This is a genomic window from Bacteroides sp. An322, from assembly GCF_002161765.1.
Taxonomy (GTDB): Bacteria; Bacteroidota; Bacteroidia; order Bacteroidales; family Bacteroidaceae; genus Phocaeicola; species Phocaeicola merdavium.
The window spans coordinates 39,296-56,389 of the sequence record NZ_NFIN01000019.1; the positions used below are offsets into that span (position 1 = coordinate 39,296).

Below are 17,094 nucleotides of genomic sequence, written 5' to 3' on the forward strand. Positions count from 1 at the left end.
CAAAGGTACAGAAGCTATTTCTATGCCACAATCACTAAAAGTTGGTATTCTCACCTAAAATTTCCGCTATTTTCTCCCCATTTTTTGGTAGTTTGAGACATCTACCTACAAATAAGTTTTTATATAACACACCGAATGACATTTATTTTAGTTATCTTTGTATCAAGAAATAAATGAAAATATATAGTAAGGGAAAGACAATATGGCTTTTGATGCAACAAAAAAAGAATGGAGCGAACTGTATGCATTCTTCCGTTTATTGGCAGAAGGCAATGTATATGCAGGCACGCCGGATGTAAAACGAGATGAAAATTGCTGCCTGCCAATTGCCAAAGTGCAACGGGAGGAACATGACGGCACACGTAATTATATTATAGGTAAAAATGAAGTACGGATATGGGGTGAAAACATAGACAAACGCATTCCACGGGAAGATTTTGAAACTGTAGCCAATTTAATCCTACAAGCATTACGCGAAACTTCAGGTAATAACATGACTTCACCCGATGGAGTGGAAGGATTCTTAGACGAGATAGTCATTTACAACCTAGAGGCAAAAACCGATGACCGTACAGACCTGAAAGTAGCATTTTATAATGAAAATGCCCCGCTAACAGGCCTCAGCATACATTCGCGCATTGGTCCTTTATATCCTTTACTGGACGGAGGACGTGCGGCAAACTTCAAATTCGAACAGACCGGAATAAAATTTCCAACACCTACCATAAACAAAATCAATGCGTTCGGCGAAGAAGATGATGTATTGGGACGGATGCAGATGATTGAACGGTTAGGAGGTGTGTTGAAGTATAATGACGTGGCAGATAAGATTTTCCGCAGCAATCTTTCGATGATAGACCTGCATGCCGGACGTATGTTGGGCGAAATGACCCGACTAATGTGGTTGGAAGGCATTACAAAGGTGTCAGAGCTTACAGAAGCGGTGAAACGACTGAATCCGTTGAAGATTAAAGACGAACTTATCACCAAACATGGCTATTATGATTACAAAGTGAGGGAATTCCTACTTGCTATTGCTACAGGCATGCGTCCGGCTAAAGTTTATACCGGCATTGATTCGGCTATTGACGGATGCCTGTTCGTGACAGGAGACGGTGAATTGCTATGTTATCAACGTGCTTTCAGACAAGTATTTGCCGATTTTCTGTTTCAGAATACCCGGCTTGAAAAAGGTTCGACTCAAAAAGACAAGTATGGTTATCTGGAACGGGAGAATGGTGCCTATTATTTTAAATTGAACTTGAAAGTGGGATTGATGAAACGATAAACAATACGACTATGGAAGAAAAGATGATTATTTATCAGGTATTTACCCGTTTGTTTGGAAATAAGGGGCTTCGTAATAAGATGAACGGAACTTTGGAAGAAAACGGGTGTGGCAAAATGGATGATTTTACCGAAAAGGCTTTGCACGAGATAAAAAAGTTGGGAGCTACTCATATATGGTACACTGGCATCATTGCCCATGCTTCGCAAACCGATTATTCGGCATACGGCATTCCACGCAATCATCCGGCTATCGTAAAAGGGAAGGCTGGCTCGCCTTACGCCATCCGGGATTATTATGATGTAGACCCCGACCTGGCTGTACATGTAGAGCATCGTATGGAAGAGTTTCAGGCTTTGATAGAGCGTTCGCACAAGAACGGGCTGGATGTGATTATCGATTTTGTGCCCAACCACGTGGCACGCCAGTATCATTCGATAGCCAAGCCTGAAGGAGTGAAAGATTTAGGGGAAGGCGATGATACATCGAAAGCTTTTGCTCCGGACAATAACTTTTATTACATACCGGGCGCTCATTTAGGTGGGGAAATCGATTTCTACGATGAAGAACAAGGCTTGTATGATGAAGTGCCGGCAAAGGCTACGGGAAATAACCGTTTTGACGTTTATCCGAACAAGACCGATTGGTATGAGACGGTAAAACTGAATTACGGTGTGGATTATATTGGAAATACCGGAAACCATTTTGACCCAATCCCTGATACATGGAAGAAGATGTTGGATATCCTCCTGTTTTGGGCAAGTAAAGGCATTGACGGTTTCCGTTGCGATATGGCAGAAATGGTTCCGTGCGAGTTTTGGGGCTGGGTGATTCCGCAAGTCAAGGCGCGTTATCCCAAACTCTTGTTTATAGCCGAGGTCTATAATCCGAACGAATACCGCAATTATTTGCATAACGGGCATTTCGATTACCTGTATGATAAGGTAGGTTTGTATGACACGTTGCGTGCGTTGACGTGCGGATATGCTTCAGCTACGGCGATTACCGGATGTTGGCAAAGTGTGAACGATATCCAGCCACACATGTTGAATTTCCTCGAAAACCACGACGAGCAACGCATCGCTTCCGATTTCTTTGCCGGTGATGCCCGCAAAGCTCTTCCCGCTTTATTGGTTTCGGCATGTATGAATACCAATCCGATGATGATTTATTTCGGTCAGGAGTTAGGAGAAGAAGGTATGGACTCGGAAGGCTTCAGCGGACGCGACGGACGTACTACGATATTCGATTACTGGAGTATCCCCAGCATCCGGCGTTGGAGCAATCACGGACGCTATAACCTGCATCTGTTAAATAACAAGGAAAAGGAAATCCGTCATTATTACCAACATGTGTTGAATCTCTGCAATACGGAGAAGGCAATAGCCAAAGGCGAGTTCTTCGACCTGATGTACGTGAATTGCGGAGGCTGGCTGATGAACGAACACCGCCAATACGCTTTCTTGCGTAAATACGAAAACGAAGTGTTGTTGATTATCGCCAACTTTGAGTCGATACCCGTACATATCGGTGTTAATGTTCCGCAACATGCGTTCGATTTCTTGCAGATGCCTGTAATGGAGAAATATACGGCTCAAGATTTGCTTTCGGGCAAAGAAGAAGTTCTTTCATGGATACCCGACAAGCCGATTACATTAGATCTTCCGGCATTAGGAGGGAAGATGCTGAAGATTGCTTTTTGAGTTTATTTCATTGAACACAGAGACGCAGAGGCACAGAGTTTTTTATTTTTAAAGAAGACAAAGTCCACGGAGAAAAGCACTAACTCTGTGTACTTTGTCTTCTCTTCTAATTTTATTTCTCTGTACCTCTGTGTCTCTGTGTTCAATAAAAGAATTCACACATCTTTTTGCAATTCATTTCTGGTTGACTATAGATACCGGATTTATGCAATACCCTGTACCATAACGGCACGGGCAAAAAGCGGGATATGCACCAGTGCAGCCAATCAATGATTCAGGAAGAAAGGCGGCTCGTACGGCACAGCAGCCATTCGTATATCTCCCTTGCTTCCTGCTCTTTCAGACTGCGCATAACAAACGATGTCCCATTGGTGGAAACAACCAAGTTCACGCGATGAAAGTGCGGAGTGAATGGGGTAGCAACTATTCGTACGACCTCCACATTGGCATATTTGAAATAGTTTTTCACCTCGGCAAACTTACCATTGCTGACTTCCAGATAATCTTCCTTCAGGGTGATGCGGCTTTGACGGACAGCAGAAAGCCCTTTAGCCAACGAAACCAACAGGTAAACGACAGGCACGATAATCCAAGTATAAAGCCCATAATAGCACAAAACAACCGTTGCCAAAAGCGAAAGAAGAAAGTCATACCGGATGACGTAACCCAACAAACCATAGCCAGAACTGGCTGAAGCAACAAGGTTGGAAGAGGCGTAATTCTTCCCCAACCACCAGTCCAAAAAGTTCCCCGCCTCATTGGAACCGTAAATCTTCACATCGGCACCACGTTTTTCGTCTGTGGCGTTCAATGCTTGTTTCAGCATAATGGTGCAACAATTCAACCATCTTTCAATTAAGTTCCGCTTGACGTAAACCGTGCATATTTTATCGTATGAAAACCTGATACTGTTGCGAGATACCAGTCCACTTTCGAAAAACAACTGTTTCTCGTCCATCTGTATATCCATATTGAAATATTGAAAAAAGACTTTACCTATCCACAATACCAACATAACAATATACAGAATGAAAGCAACCGAAACTAAGACAATCAATGGGAATGATGAAAAGTCGATATGCGCACTCGCATAGTCGATGACATAAACGGCGGCTTTATCGTTGACCGACATTAGCTGATTCCACAACGTCACGAAAAGCCCCGCCAATATCACCATGCCTTTCAGGTGGTTTTGGCAAAAAGCCCCTTTTATTAAATTGACATTCCTGACATCCAGCCTCCGGTTCCGATTGTTTACAGTTTCATCCTGTCCTATTTCTAGCCCTTCTTCCAATCCGTTTTCTTGCATTTCCACTTGGTTGAACAGCATATTCCAATCCTTATCGTCAAGAATAAGTTCTATTTCGGCGGTATTCGAAGCCAATGTATCAAAAGAGACCCCTCTCATATCTAAAAGGCGATACATGAACCCCCGTTTCATACGAAGCGACTGGATTTTGCACAACGGTATGCTGGTCTTTTCCTTTTGCAAGACACCATGGATAAACACCAAGTTACCGCCTTCAACGTAATACTTCTTGAAATAGTAATTGAGAAAAGCTGATATGGTTGCCAATGCCAACACGCCACCCAGAAAGGAGAGAATTATCCCGATGATTTCTCCGAAGGTGTATTCGTTATCCGGGTTGAATATCTTCATAAGCACAAGCACGAACAGAAAACCTGTATAACTCCGCAAGTACTTTAAAAAGAATATCACGAACGCGCTGAAGCTCATCCGCTGTGGTGCGGAAAAATCATTTGCCCTCATTTCTTATGCTTTCGATGATTAGAACTTTTATTTCATTGGCTTTCTCTTCTGCCAGTCCCGGAATGCTAGTATTGGCAAGCAGTTGGGCACCGTTCACAATGTCAATAGTATAAAGCCCGAACATCCGTGTGATTAAGTTTTGGCGGACACTAACCTGCTGTATTTTGCAAAAAGGGATAGTAGTTACAGAGGGGAAGAACAATCCAGAACGATAGGTGATGTCGTGTTCACGAATGGCGAATCCTTTATAGGCAAAAGCCTTAGGCAAGAGGAAGAAGTTGACCACAAGAGCTATCAGCAAAACACCTTCCATACCAACAACGGTCAGGTAACGATAGTTGAATGTATCAGCCAAAAGCAGGAAAAGCGCAAGTACCATAAAAGCCAAATAAATGAATAAGGTCTTTACATACAGCACCTTTAAGTATTTTCCTTCAAGGGGCGTATAGTGAAGGTTTTCCACGCAATCAATATTGTCAATGGTTAATTGTTTGTTTGTCATAAGGTGTGCCATGAAATAAGCTAATTATGTGAGTTGCTTTATGTTGCAACAAAGTCATTAAGAATAAAGAATGAGCGGATATTGGCTGATTATGCACATCTAGAATTAAAAACAGTTATGTTTTACAGGAGTTATCACTTCATCCAAGAGTTAAAAGCCAATATCCATGTGTCTGAAAAACAGATGAAAAGGTATTGGCATTTAACTCCTGATTGGCATTCATTCTTCATTTATTAGATTCCGTGCGCGTTCGCTTCTTTGTTAATCTTCTTGATTAATCCTTGCAATACTGCACCCGGTCCGCATTCTACGAATTCGGTTGCCCCATCGGCTATCATGTTTTGTACGGTTTGTGTCCAGCGTACCGATGCGGTCAATTGAGCAACTAAGTTCGCTTTGATTTCGGCTGGGTCGATATGCGGCTTAGCGTCTACATTCTGGTAAATCGGGCATTTCGGTGTATGGAATTCCGTAGCGTTGATAGCTGCTTCCAATTCCACTTTAGCCGGATTCATCAACGGAGAATGGAACGCACCGCCTACTTTCAGGGGCAAAGCACGCTTGGCTCCTGCCGCTTTCATCAGTTCGCAAGCCTTGTTGATGCCTTCGATAGAGCCTGAGATGACGATTTGACCCGGGCAATTGAAGTTAGCCGCTACACATACTTCACCTTCTTGTGCCACTTGCGCACAAATTTCTTCCACTTTCTCATCAGGTAAAGCGATGATAGCAGCCATGGTAGAAGGTTGCATTTCGCACGCTTTCTGCATTGCCATTGCACGTGCATAAACCAGTTTCAAACCGTCTTCGAACGATAAGGCTCCGGCAGCTACCAATGCCGAGAACTCGCCTAACGAGTGTCCGGCGGTCATTTCGGGCTTGAACTCATCACCCAAACACAATGCCGAAATAACCGAGTGAAGGAATACGGCAGGCTGGGTCACTTTGGTTTGACGCAGGTCTTCGTCCGTTCCGTTGAACATGATATCCGTAATGCGGTATCCTAAGATTTCGTTCGCTTTCTCGAATAATTCTTTTGCCAAGGGAGAGTTTTCGTAGAGGTCTTTGCCCATGCCTACGAATTGGGCTCCCTGGCCGGGAAATACAAATGCTTTCATATCGATTGTTTTTAAGTTAATGTTGCGGCAAAGGTACGAATTTTAATGAAGAATGAAGAACTTTTTGAATATATAAATCAAACGCAGAGACGCAAAAGCGCAAAGTCTTTATTTAGAGCAAGCAAAGAGCACAAAGAGTGGCATCAGGCTCCGTGTACTTTGCCTTCTTTAAAATATATTCTCTGCGCTTTTGCGCCTCTGCGTTTAGCTTATTTTTCATTTACCCGCATCGCTACAGGTGCAAAGAAATGGTTCAACGGTCCGTGGCCTTCTCCGATGTGTACGTCTTTTCCGTTCAGGATGCCCTCGTAAACGTATGTTTTGGCTTTCCGTACCGCTTCGTCGAGCGGTTCTCCTAAGGCGAGGTAAGTGGCTATGGCAGAAGAGAGGGTACAGCCAGTGCCGTGCGTATTGCGGCTCTCTATTTTAGGAGAAGAGAAACGGTGCGGGTGTTCTTCTCCTTTTATATATAACACATCGCACATTTCGTTCTCATTCAGATGCCCGCCTTTGACTAAGACGGCTTGGCTTCCGAAACCGAGCAGTTCTTTAGCGGCTATTTCCATTTCGGGGATCGTCGTGATGCGCTTTCCCGTCAGCACTTCCGCTTCGCTCAGGTTAGGGGTAATAAGGGTAGCCATAGGCATTAGCTGGGAGGTCAGAGACTCGATGGCATTGTCTTCCATCAGTTTGCATCCGCTGGTCGAGACCATGACGGGGTCGAGCACGATGTATTTATAATAAGGTGTAAATTCGTGCAGCGATTCGGCTATGGCACGGATGATTCCGGCATCGTTAATCATGCCTATTTTTACAGATACAGGTGAGATGTCTGTCATAACCGCCTGAATTTGCCCTTTTACATAAGTGGAAGGCACAGGACATATAGCTGAAACTCCACATGTGTTTTGTACGGTAATGGCGGTAATAGCACTTGCCGCATATGCTCCCAAGGCAGAGATGGTTTTGATGTCTGCCTGTATGCCGGCTCCTCCGCTGCAATCGGAGCCGGCGATGGTTAATATGCATGGATATTGTTTCACGTTTCTTGTTTTTTCAAATTTCATGCGCAAACATAGAAAAAATCCAAGGCTCCCATTTGAAAAGAAAACCTCGGATTTTACATTTCATGTTATTCCACTTCACCTAACGAATTTCCGTATTCCATTTCACCTTGTACTACAAAGAATACATCATCGGGATCGAAAGGCCCCATACCGTCTTTTTTGGCTTCACCGACTATGTAATCCACAATTTCATCTTGGTCGATGTTGATATAACCCTCTTCATCTGGTTGAGCATCCAGGCAACCGCTGGTTGTATAATAGTCCACTATCAAATCGAGCATATAATACAGCTCATCATCTGAGAACTTGCCTTTCAAATCTTGAGGCAAATAATTCTTTATGAATTCGATGGTCTTTTCATCGTCTTCATCTTCCAACAAGAAATCGTCATCCATTCCCATAGTTCAATCATTTTAAGATTAATAATATACTGTTTTAATTGGCTAGTTAACAAGATAATGAGCCTATACGGTTCTCATCCCCGTTTTAGTAAGCATGAAAAACCTTAGGCTTTATCTTGCCAACCGGAAAGGATTACTTCAACAATGCTTCCACTTTCTCTTTCAAAGCGGCTTTTGTTGTAGCCCCCACTTGCTTGTCTACCACTTCTCCATTCTTAATGAAAAGTACGGTAGGAATATTACGCACACCGAATTGTGCAGGCAGGTCTGCGCTTTCGTCAACATCGCATTTTCCGATGTTCACTTTGTCTTTATATTCTTCTGCCAGCTCTTCAATATACGGAGCAATCTGACGGCACGGTCCGCACCATGTTGCCCAAAAATCCAATACTACAGGTTTTCCTTCAGCTACAATAGCTTCAAAATTGTCATCTTTAATTGTCAGTGCCATAATCTTCTTGTTTTTGGTTTGCAATTCTAAGCGCAAATATAATACTAATTTATTTTATAGTCCAACAAAGGCTGGCTTTTTAAGTAATTTACCAAATCTTTTCGAACCGAAATCTTTAATGTATGCGACATCAGGTTCACAAACATCTGCCCGTCCTCATCCCGAATAAAGAAATATAATTCCGTATTCCCCGGATTAGTTTTCACCATTGAGCCTAATTCCATAATCATTTCATCATTAATAGCCGAAAGAGGAGCGGTAACCGTAATTTTCTCTATCAAATTGTCTTTCACTTCGGGAAGCAATTCAATCGTATTAATTTTCACTTCCCATTCATCCGGCTTCCATTGCTTAGGTTGGCATTTTCCTCTCATAAACAAAAACATTCCTTCATTGAAGAAATTCTTCTTGTCTACCCAGTCATTCCCGAAGAATGCAAATTCCGCCGTTCCAGAATAGTCTTCCACTTTTGCAATGCCGTATGGCTTTCCCGTACGCGTATATCCTTCACGCACACCTATTACAATGCCTCCTAACGTCAAATCATGGTTCTGCAAGGGGGTCAAGTCAACCAATTGGTCCATGTGAGTATTGCACACATTCTCCAATATTACGGCATATTCATCAAGCGGATGGGCTGAAAGATAAATGCCTACCAATTCCCGTTCCTTATTCAGGCGCTCCAAATCACTCCATGACGGTGCATGCACAATTTCGGGAGTCGCAATTTCCACCGCCTGTTCCCCACCGAATAACGAATTTACAGCAGCCGCCTTATCCGCTTGATAACGGTTTCCATAACGTACCAGCACCTCAACAAAACTTTCGTCTTTGGCATTCTTGACAAAGAAGTCCTCACGTTTGATACCGCCAAAACTATCAAATCCGCCAGCCAATGCCAAGTTTTCTATGTTCTTCCGATTACAAGCCGAGAGATTCACCCGTTGCACAAAATCGAATATATTCTTAAACGGACCGTTCTTTTCACGTTCTGTAAGAATATTCTGTACGGCAGATTCCCCTACTCCTTTTATAGCTCCCAAACCGAACCGGATATCCCCATGAGGGTTTACTGAAAACTTCATCCAGCTCTCGTTCACATCCGGACCTAAGACATTGATGCCTGTTGCTTTACACTCGTCCATCAGCTTGGTTATTTCAGTTATATTGGAAATATTCCGGCTCATTGTAGCTGCCATATATTCCGACGGATAATTAGCTTTCAGGTAAGCGGTCTGATAAGCCACCCAAGAATAACAGGTCGCATGCGATTTATTGAATGCGTATGATGCAAATTTTTCCCAATCTGCCCAAATCTTCTCAAGCACTTTCGGGTCATGTCCGTTCTTCTTCCCTCCTTCGATAAATTTCGGCTTCATGTGATCCAGTTTATCACGCAATTTCTTACCCATTGCCTTACGTAAAGCATCTGATTCTCCACGAGTAAAATCAGCCAGCAAACGAGAGAGCAACATCACCTGTTCCTGATAAACCGTAATGCCATAAGTATCTTTCAGGTACTTCTCCATGATTGGAATATCATATTCTATCGGCTTCCGCCCATGTTTACGGTCGATAAAATCAGGTATATAATCCATCGGTCCCGGACGGTAAAGCGCATTCATGGCAATCAAGTCTTCAAAAGTGGAGGGCTGAAGCTCACGCAAATATTTCTGCATACCAGCCGATTCAAACTGGAATGTTCCGATTGTCCGTCCATCACTATACAATTGATAAGTCGCCAAATCATCAATAGGAATTTCATCTATATTCAATTCAATTCCTTTGCTATGCCGAATGTTTTCAACCGCTTCCTTAATAATGGATAACGTTTTCAGTCCCAAAAAGTCCATTTTAATCAGGCCGGTTTCCTCAATGACTGAACCTTCATATTGAGTAACCAGCATTTTTTCCCCTGTCTCCTTATCATCAGCCGTACTTACAGGTACCCAATCTGTAATATCATCCCGGCAAATGATTGTTCCACAAGCATGTACGCCTGTATTTCGGACATTCCCTTCCAGCATTTTAGCGTATTTAATCGTATCCCGCAAAACAGGGTCAGAAGAGACTTCCGCCGCCTGAAGTTCCGGCACATAAGCAATGGCATTGGGCAAATTCAACTTCTTGTCAGGTATTTTATCCGGAATCAACTTACATAAACGGTCGGATTCTGAAAGAGGAAGTTTTTGGACTCGTGCCACATCTTTAAGAGCTAATTTGGTCGCCATAGTACCGTATGTAATAATATGCGCCACCTTTTCCTGCCCATATTTTTCAGTCACCCAGTTCAATACCCTTCCACGTCCATCATCATCAAAGTCCACATCAATATCGGGCAAAGAAATACGGTCCGGATTCAAAAAACGTTCGAAAAGCAAATCATATCGAATCGGGTCGATTTGCGTAATCCCTAAGCAATAAGCCACAGCAGAACCTGCCGCAGACCCACGCCCCGGTCCTACAGATACATCCAATTGATTGCGGGCTGCTGATATAAAGTCTTGCACAATCAAGAAGTATCCCGGAAAACCCATTGTCTTCATAATATGCAATTCAAACTTTATCCGCTCTTTTACTTCATCGCTCAAATCTTCGCCGTATCTCCGGTGAGCACCTTCATAAGCCAATTTTGCCAAATAATCCGCTTCCAACTTGATACGATACAATTTATCGTATCCACCTAAACGTTCGATTTTTGCTCTCGCATCGGCTTCACTCATGACTACATTCCCGTTTTCATCTTGCGTAAACTCGTCAAACAAGTCTTTTTCCGTATATTTCTTCCGGTATTCTGCTTCCGTACCAAAATCTTCTGGAATAGAGAACGTAGGCATAATCGGTGCATGGTCTATAGAATAAAACTCAACCTTATCGCATATTTCACAAGTATTCGCCAAAGCCTCAGGAACATCACTGAATATCGCATTCATCTCCTCCCTAGTCTTCATCCATTCCTGTTTGGAATAAAGCATACGATTAGGGTCATCCAAATCTTTTCCTGTACTTAAGCATATCAACCGGTCATGTGCTTCTGCATTTTCTTCATCAACAAAATGGACATCATTCGTACAAACCAGCTTGATATTGTATTTTTGGGCATATTCTATCAATTTCTGATTCACCACTTCCTGCAATTTGTAAATTTCATGATTTGCACGTGGCACCGTAGCTTTATGACGCTGAAGTTCTAAATAATAATCGTCTCCAAACAAATTCTTATACCATTGAACAACCTCTTCCGCTTCAGCAAACTGCCCGGCTGTAATACGCTTCGGCACCTCTCCTCCCAAACATGCCGAACAAACGATCAGACCCTCATGATATTTTTCCAATTCGACCCTGTCAGTACGCGGACGCATATAAAATCCCTGTGTCCATGCTTTCGATACCAATTTAATCAAATTATGATAGCCTGTCAAGTTTTTGGCTAATACAACCAAGTGATAACCGCTTTGGTCAAGCTTCCCGTTCTTCTCTGTCAAACGATTACGCGCCACATACATTTCACACCCGATAATCGGTTTGAACAATTTCTTTTTGGCAGCCTCTATCTGCTCTTTGCAAGCTAATATCTCTGCTTCCGGATTCTCAGACTCCTGCTTGCCGCTTTCCAAAGCCGAGAGCTTCTTCTTTAAGTCTTTTATCTCGCCATTTGTACCGCCATTCTTCTTGTTTACATAGTTGAAGAATTCCTTAATTCCAAACATATCACCATGATCGGTCACGGCAATGCCTTTCATTCCATTAGCAATTGCCTTATCCACTAAACGGGCGATTGATGCCTGGCCATCCAAAATGGAATATTGCGTATGAACATGTAAATGAACAAAATCTTGCATAATTCAGTTATGATTAAATCAGGCATCAAAGATACCGAGGTTTATGAGAAGAAACAAGGCTTTAGGCAAAAGAAAACTTGATTTTTTATGAAAAAAGGCTGAAGATATTAATTTCTAAAGCCTGTTTACTTGCAGGGTAGACAAATTAACTATATTTTTGCACGATGAAAAAATTGCAATGACCACATTATTGCCACACAATGAATAAAATTAGGAAGAAAATAAAAAAGATAAGGTTACATCAAGAAGGAACACACATTTTGATTACCGCTGCAATTCTGCTCCTCATACTTAATCTAGGATTATATTGGGGAATAGAATACAAAATCTTTTTCTACATTGTAGCACTAGCCAGTCTTATTCTGTACCTACTGATGGTGAACTTTTTTCGCTGTCCAATACGGTTATTCAACCAAGATACGGAAAAAATAGTAGTGGCACCTGCCGACGGTAAGATTGTTGTAGTCGAAGAGGTAGAGGAACATGAATATTTTCATGACCGCCGCCTAATGATTTCCATTTTTATGAGCATCACCAACGTACATGCGAACTGGTATCCTGTAGACGGAGAAATCAAACATGTATCACATCAAAACGGACGTTTCCTAAAAGCATGGCTTCCTAAAGCAAGCACCGAAAACGAACGTTCTACTATCGTGATTGAAACTCCAGAAGGACATACTGTTCTTGCACGCCAAATAGCCGGAGCCGTTGCCAGACGTATTGTAACGTATGCTGAAGTAGGAGAAGAATGCTACATCGATGAACACATGGGCTTCATCAAATTCGGTTCACGTGTAGATGTATATTTGCCCCTAGGCACTGAAGTTTGCGTACGCATGGGACAAAAGACAGTAGGCAACCAAACCATAATAGCCAAACTGAAATAAACAAAGAAGGAGGACAAGAAGCATGGCAAACGTAATTACCCGGAACATTCCAAACACACTGACTTGTTGTAACCTGTTTTCAGGTTGCATTGCTTCATATATGGCTTTTCAAGGGAAATACGGATGGGCATTCCTTTTCATCATCATTGGTGCAACCTTTGATTTTTTTGACGGAATGACCGCCCGTTTGCTTCATGTATCCTCACCGATAGGCAAGGAACTGGATTCTTTAGCAGATGATATTACATTCGGACTTGCTCCTGCAGCTATCGCTTTTGCTTTATTCAAAGAAGTACACTATCCGGCTTTCATGGAAGCCTTACGTCCCATATTACCTTATACAGCCTTCCTTATTGCTGTATTTTCCGGTCTCCGACTGGCTAAATTCAATATTGATGAACGTCAGACCAGTTCGTTTATCGGAATGCCAACTCCTGCCAATGCCTTATTTTGGGGGTCTTTAGCCACAGGAGAATATGCGTTTCTAACATCTACGCATTTCAACGCACTCTACTTACTTATTTTGGTTATCATCATGTCACTTTTATTGGTGGCAGAACTTCCGATGTTTTCTTTAAAATTCAAAGATTTATCGTGGAAACATAACCGGATCAGTTATGTGTTTTTGCTTGTTTGTATCCCCTTATTTGTGATTTTCCAACTAAGCGGATTTGCAGCTGTTATCATCTGGTACATCTTATTATCACTTATAATTCCTAAAAAATAATAACACAGCAATAAGTGGCACGATTGTTGTACTTTTCTAACTAAAAAGCCAAAGAATATGATTCAAATTTTAGGATTCGCATTTTTCTTTCTTCTGATAATCTTAATTATCGGTATAGCATTGGTATTCAAAGTCTTCCGTTCCATTTTGGGATTAGGACGTAAAATGACCCGCAATACCCAAACATCTGAAACAAAAACACAATCAGAAGATTTCTACAACAATACAAAAACCTCTGATCAGACACAAAAGAAAAAGATTTTTGATAAAGACGAAGGAGAGTATATCGATTTTGAAGAGATAAAAGAGTAAGAACAAAATGAAGAATTAAGAATATCTCTTTTAAAATCATTCTTAATTCTTCATTTTAAGCCTATTGGTCCTCCTCTTCTACCAAATCTTGTATTGGCATCTGACGCTTAATGGCCTCACGGAATGAAATAATCGTTTCTGAACGTGAAAGCCCTAACGGTTGAAGCTTATCGTGAATAATGTTCAACAAATGATGATTGTTCTTAGCATAAATCTTAATAAACAAATCATACTGCCCCGTAGTGAAATGACATTCCACCACTTCAGGAATAAGCTTCAAAGCCTCCGTCACCGAATCGAATTGTTCAGGGTCTTTCAAATACAAACCTATATAAGCACATGTCTCATAGCCAATTTTCTCAGGATCAATAATAAATTCAGAACCTTTCAAAATCCCCAAGTTAGTCAGCTTTTGAATACGCTGGTGAATTGCAGCACCCGATACATTACATGCACGCGCAACTTCCAAGAACGGAATACGTGCATTATCTGCAATCAAACGCAGAATCTGTTCGTCTAATTTGTCCAATTGATGATGTCCCATTTATTCTATTTTAATTTGATACAAATATAACGAAATTTGTTCCATATCCATATATAATCAAGAACTTTTATTCACTTTTTTGCATGAATTAGATAGATAATCTTATCTTTGCACTTAAAAATATACTATCATGAGAAAAAAGATTATATCCGCATTAACAGTGCTCCTCCTTATCTCAGGAGGAATGAAAGCCCAAAATTTCGATGAATACTTCTCCGAAAAAACACTTCGTGTCGATTATTTATTTAACGGAAACGCTCAGCAACAAACCATTAGCCTAGATGAATTGGTATCACTTCCAGGCTGGGCAGGACGCCGGCATTCTCTCAATCAATTTCCATTAGCCGGCAATGGAAACATTGTCATGAAAGACAAGGAAAGCGGCAAAGTAATTTACCGTACTTCATTTTCCAGCCTATTCCAAGAATGGTTAGGAGAAGATGAAGCAAAACACGTAACACGCGGCTTTGAGAACTCTTTTTTATTACCCTATCCGAAACATCCTGCTATTGTCACTATCCAACTAATGGACGCTTATCACAAGCCATGCGCATCCCTTACACATGAGATTAACCCCAAAGATATCCTTATCCACCAACGGGGGACAACCCGAATCACCCCACACCGCTACCTGCTCCAAAGTGGCCCGTCTGATAAATGTATTGACATTGCCATTATGGCAGAAGGCTATACAGCCGATGAAATGAATCTTTTCTACAAAGATGCACAAGAGGCTTGTGATGCAATATTTGCACACGAACCATTTAAACACATGAAAAATAAATTCAATATAGTTGCAGTAGAATCTGTTTCACAAGATAGCGGAGTGAGCATTCCCCGGAATAACGAGTGGAAAAGCACTGCCGTAAATTCACATTTCGATACGTTTTATTCAGACCGCTATCTGACAACACGTTCAGTAAAAGCCATGCACAATTGGCTGGCAGGCATTCCCTACGAACACATCATTATATTAGCCAACACTGATACGTATGGAGGAGGAGGCATATTCAATGCCTATCTGCTGACAACTGCACACCATGCAATGTTTAAACCTGTAGTCGTACACGAATTCGGACATAGTTTTGGAGGATTGGCAGACGAATATGCATACGATACAGCACCAAGCCCGCTTTACCCATATACAGTAGAACCATGGGAACCTAATATTACCACATTAGTTGATTTCAAAAGCAAATGGGAAGATTTAATCCCTGAAAATACTCCCATTCCAACTCCGATTGAGACCGATTCGACAACAATCTATACAAAAGTAGGCGTATATGAAGGCGGAGGGTATACCCTGAAAGGCATATATCGCCCTACTACTGAATGCCGGATGAAGATAAACGAAGCTCCTTGTTTTTGTCCTGTATGCGAAAGAGCCCTCGAAAAATTAATATTATTTTATACTGAATAAAAAACAATCATTATGCTGACATTTACACACATTACCACCCAACATCCCCAATATCCATTCATAGAAGAATTGCTTCACTCGTCTTTCCCTTTGGAAGAACGGAGAGATGATGACGCACAACGCTATAATACAGACCACAACCCCGCTTTTTCCTGCTACCTGATTTGCGAAAAAGAAAAGCCCATCGGATTCATTACAATATGGAAACTGAAAGGTTTCTACTATGCAGAACATTTGGCAACTTCGCCTGATGTCCGTAATAAAGGGTATGGCAAACATATTATGGAAGAACTAAAAAAACAATTCACAGACCAACCCATCATATTAGAAGTAGAAAGACCAGAAGATGAAATGAGCAAACGACGGATTGGTTTCTATCAACGCTGCGGATTTTCTCTTTGTACACAAGACTATATTCAGCCTGCCTACCGGAAAGGAGGCAAAGAAATCCCTCTCTACCTTATGTATCTAGGGACACCTGAAATTGATACCTGCTATCCGCAAATACGTGATGAGATCTATCAGCACATATATGGCAAATAATAAAATAAGGGTGTGCCAAAATAGAAATTGATTTTCATTTTGACACACCCTCATTTTTAATACACTTATTCCGCTTCTGCTGCTGTTTCTACTGTTTCAGTCTGGATTCCTTCCACAAAATCAGATTCACCGCTTGAGATAAGCAAGTTATACCATTGAATCAATTTCTTGATATCACTGGAATGAACACGGTCGCGGTCATACTGCGGCAATACTTCTGCCATAAAAGCATGCAATTCCGTACCTGAAGCTTTTTTATAATCCAACTTTACCTCTTCACCGTTTTCTTTTTGTTTTACAGATTCAAGCACATTTGCCAAAGGAACTTCATTAGCATCTGTATACATAGCAATGTCGCCCAATGAAATTACTTTATCACTTGCATAAATCGGCATTCTTTTTTTATCGGCTATGTTTTCAACAATCAACATATTTTTAGCCTGAGAAATCAATTTATACAATCCCGGTTTACCCGAGATAGCCAAAATAGTCTTCAACATACAAATTTATAAGTT

Annotated in this window: 16 protein-coding genes; 7 read left to right on the forward strand and 9 right to left on the reverse strand. The window is 41.5% G+C overall.

Annotated elements, in window-relative coordinates; genetic code table 11:
• Positions 1–202 precede the first annotated feature (202 nt).
• Positions 203–1,288: an HpaII family restriction endonuclease gene (locus B5F91_RS10575; protein ID WP_087429064.1), complete on the forward strand. Its 1,086-nt coding sequence runs from the start codon at positions 203–205 to the stop codon at positions 1,286–1,288.
• 11 nt (positions 1,289–1,299) lie between these two features.
• The gene (locus B5F91_RS10580; protein WP_087429065.1) at positions 1,300–2,991 is read left to right on the forward strand and encodes an alpha-amylase family glycosyl hydrolase; all 1,692 of its coding nucleotides are present in this window, start codon (positions 1,300–1,302) and stop codon (positions 2,989–2,991) included.
• A gap of 274 nt (positions 2,992–3,265) precedes the next feature.
• Here the strand turns inward: B5F91_RS10580 and B5F91_RS10585 are convergent, their stop codons facing one another.
• The 7 genes from B5F91_RS10585 to dnaE form a co-directional block, all read right to left on the reverse strand.
• On the reverse strand, positions 3,266–4,651 hold the full coding sequence (locus B5F91_RS10585; protein ID WP_239416406.1) for a PH domain-containing protein: 1,386 nt from the start codon (positions 4,649–4,651) through the stop codon (positions 3,266–3,268).
• Between the two features lie 97 nt (positions 4,652–4,748).
• The gene (locus B5F91_RS10590; protein WP_087429094.1) at positions 4,749–5,264 is read right to left on the reverse strand and encodes a PH domain-containing protein; all 516 of its coding nucleotides are present in this window, start codon (positions 5,262–5,264) and stop codon (positions 4,749–4,751) included.
• A 233-nt stretch (positions 5,265–5,497) separates the two neighbouring features.
• Positions 5,498–6,382, reverse strand: a complete 885-nt coding sequence (gene fabD, locus B5F91_RS10595; RefSeq protein ID WP_087429067.1) for an ACP S-malonyltransferase — start codon at positions 6,380–6,382, stop codon at positions 5,498–5,500.
• Between the two features lie 209 nt (positions 6,383–6,591).
• Positions 6,592–7,425 carry a bifunctional hydroxymethylpyrimidine kinase/phosphomethylpyrimidine kinase gene (gene thiD, locus B5F91_RS10600; RefSeq protein ID WP_087429095.1) on the reverse strand — a complete coding sequence of 278 codons (834 nt, stop codon included), beginning with the start codon at positions 7,423–7,425 and terminating at the stop codon, positions 6,592–6,594.
• A gap of 89 nt (positions 7,426–7,514) precedes the next feature.
• The gene (locus B5F91_RS10605; RefSeq protein ID WP_087429068.1) at positions 7,515–7,850 is read right to left on the reverse strand and encodes a hypothetical protein; all 336 of its coding nucleotides are present in this window, start codon (positions 7,848–7,850) and stop codon (positions 7,515–7,517) included.
• Positions 7,851–7,983: 133 nt separating this feature from the next.
• Complete coding sequence (gene trxA / locus B5F91_RS10610; RefSeq protein ID WP_087429096.1) at positions 7,984–8,301, reverse strand: thioredoxin; 318 nt, start codon at positions 8,299–8,301, stop codon at positions 7,984–7,986.
• A gap of 44 nt (positions 8,302–8,345) precedes the next feature.
• Positions 8,346–12,143, reverse strand: a complete 3,798-nt coding sequence (dnaE, locus tag B5F91_RS10615) for a DNA polymerase III subunit alpha (protein ID WP_087429069.1) — start codon at positions 12,141–12,143, stop codon at positions 8,346–8,348.
• A 200-nt stretch (positions 12,144–12,343) separates the two neighbouring features.
• Between dnaE and B5F91_RS10620 the strand changes: the two genes are divergently transcribed.
• From B5F91_RS10620 to B5F91_RS10630, 3 genes are read left to right on the forward strand one after another with little or no spacing between them, the layout of a single operon-like run.
• Positions 12,344–13,033, forward strand: coding sequence for a phosphatidylserine decarboxylase family protein (locus tag B5F91_RS10620; protein ID WP_087429070.1), 690 nt, complete (start codon positions 12,344–12,346; stop codon positions 13,031–13,033).
• A 22-nt stretch (positions 13,034–13,055) separates the two neighbouring features.
• On the forward strand, positions 13,056–13,760 hold the full coding sequence (locus tag B5F91_RS10625; RefSeq protein WP_087429071.1) for a CDP-alcohol phosphatidyltransferase family protein: 705 nt from the start codon (positions 13,056–13,058) through the stop codon (positions 13,758–13,760).
• A 57-nt stretch (positions 13,761–13,817) separates the two neighbouring features.
• Entirely contained in the window at positions 13,818–14,072 is a 255-nt protein-coding gene (locus tag B5F91_RS10630) for a DUF4834 family protein (protein WP_087429072.1), read from the forward strand.
• Positions 14,073–14,133: 61 nt separating this feature from the next.
• Here B5F91_RS10630 and B5F91_RS10635 read toward each other — a convergent pair whose 3' ends face one another.
• Positions 14,134–14,616 (reverse strand): Lrp/AsnC ligand binding domain-containing protein, encoded by a 483-nt coding sequence (locus tag B5F91_RS10635; RefSeq protein ID WP_087429073.1) that lies wholly within the window; start codon positions 14,614–14,616, stop codon positions 14,134–14,136.
• 130 nt (positions 14,617–14,746) lie between these two features.
• Between B5F91_RS10635 and B5F91_RS10640 the strand changes: the two genes are divergently transcribed.
• Together B5F91_RS10640 and B5F91_RS10645 are read left to right on the forward strand one after the other, a co-directional pair.
• Positions 14,747–16,036 carry a M64 family metallopeptidase gene (locus tag B5F91_RS10640; protein ID WP_087429074.1) on the forward strand — a complete coding sequence of 430 codons (1,290 nt, stop codon included), beginning with the start codon at positions 14,747–14,749 and terminating at the stop codon, positions 16,034–16,036.
• A 12-nt stretch (positions 16,037–16,048) separates the two neighbouring features.
• The gene (locus B5F91_RS10645) at positions 16,049–16,579 is read left to right on the forward strand and encodes a GNAT family N-acetyltransferase (RefSeq protein ID WP_087429075.1); all 531 of its coding nucleotides are present in this window, start codon (positions 16,049–16,051) and stop codon (positions 16,577–16,579) included.
• 65 nt (positions 16,580–16,644) lie between these two features.
• Here the strand turns inward: B5F91_RS10645 and B5F91_RS10650 are convergent, their stop codons facing one another.
• The gene (locus B5F91_RS10650; protein WP_087429076.1) at positions 16,645–17,079 is read right to left on the reverse strand and encodes a DUF5606 domain-containing protein; all 435 of its coding nucleotides are present in this window, start codon (positions 17,077–17,079) and stop codon (positions 16,645–16,647) included.
• Positions 17,080–17,094 lie beyond the last annotated feature (15 nt).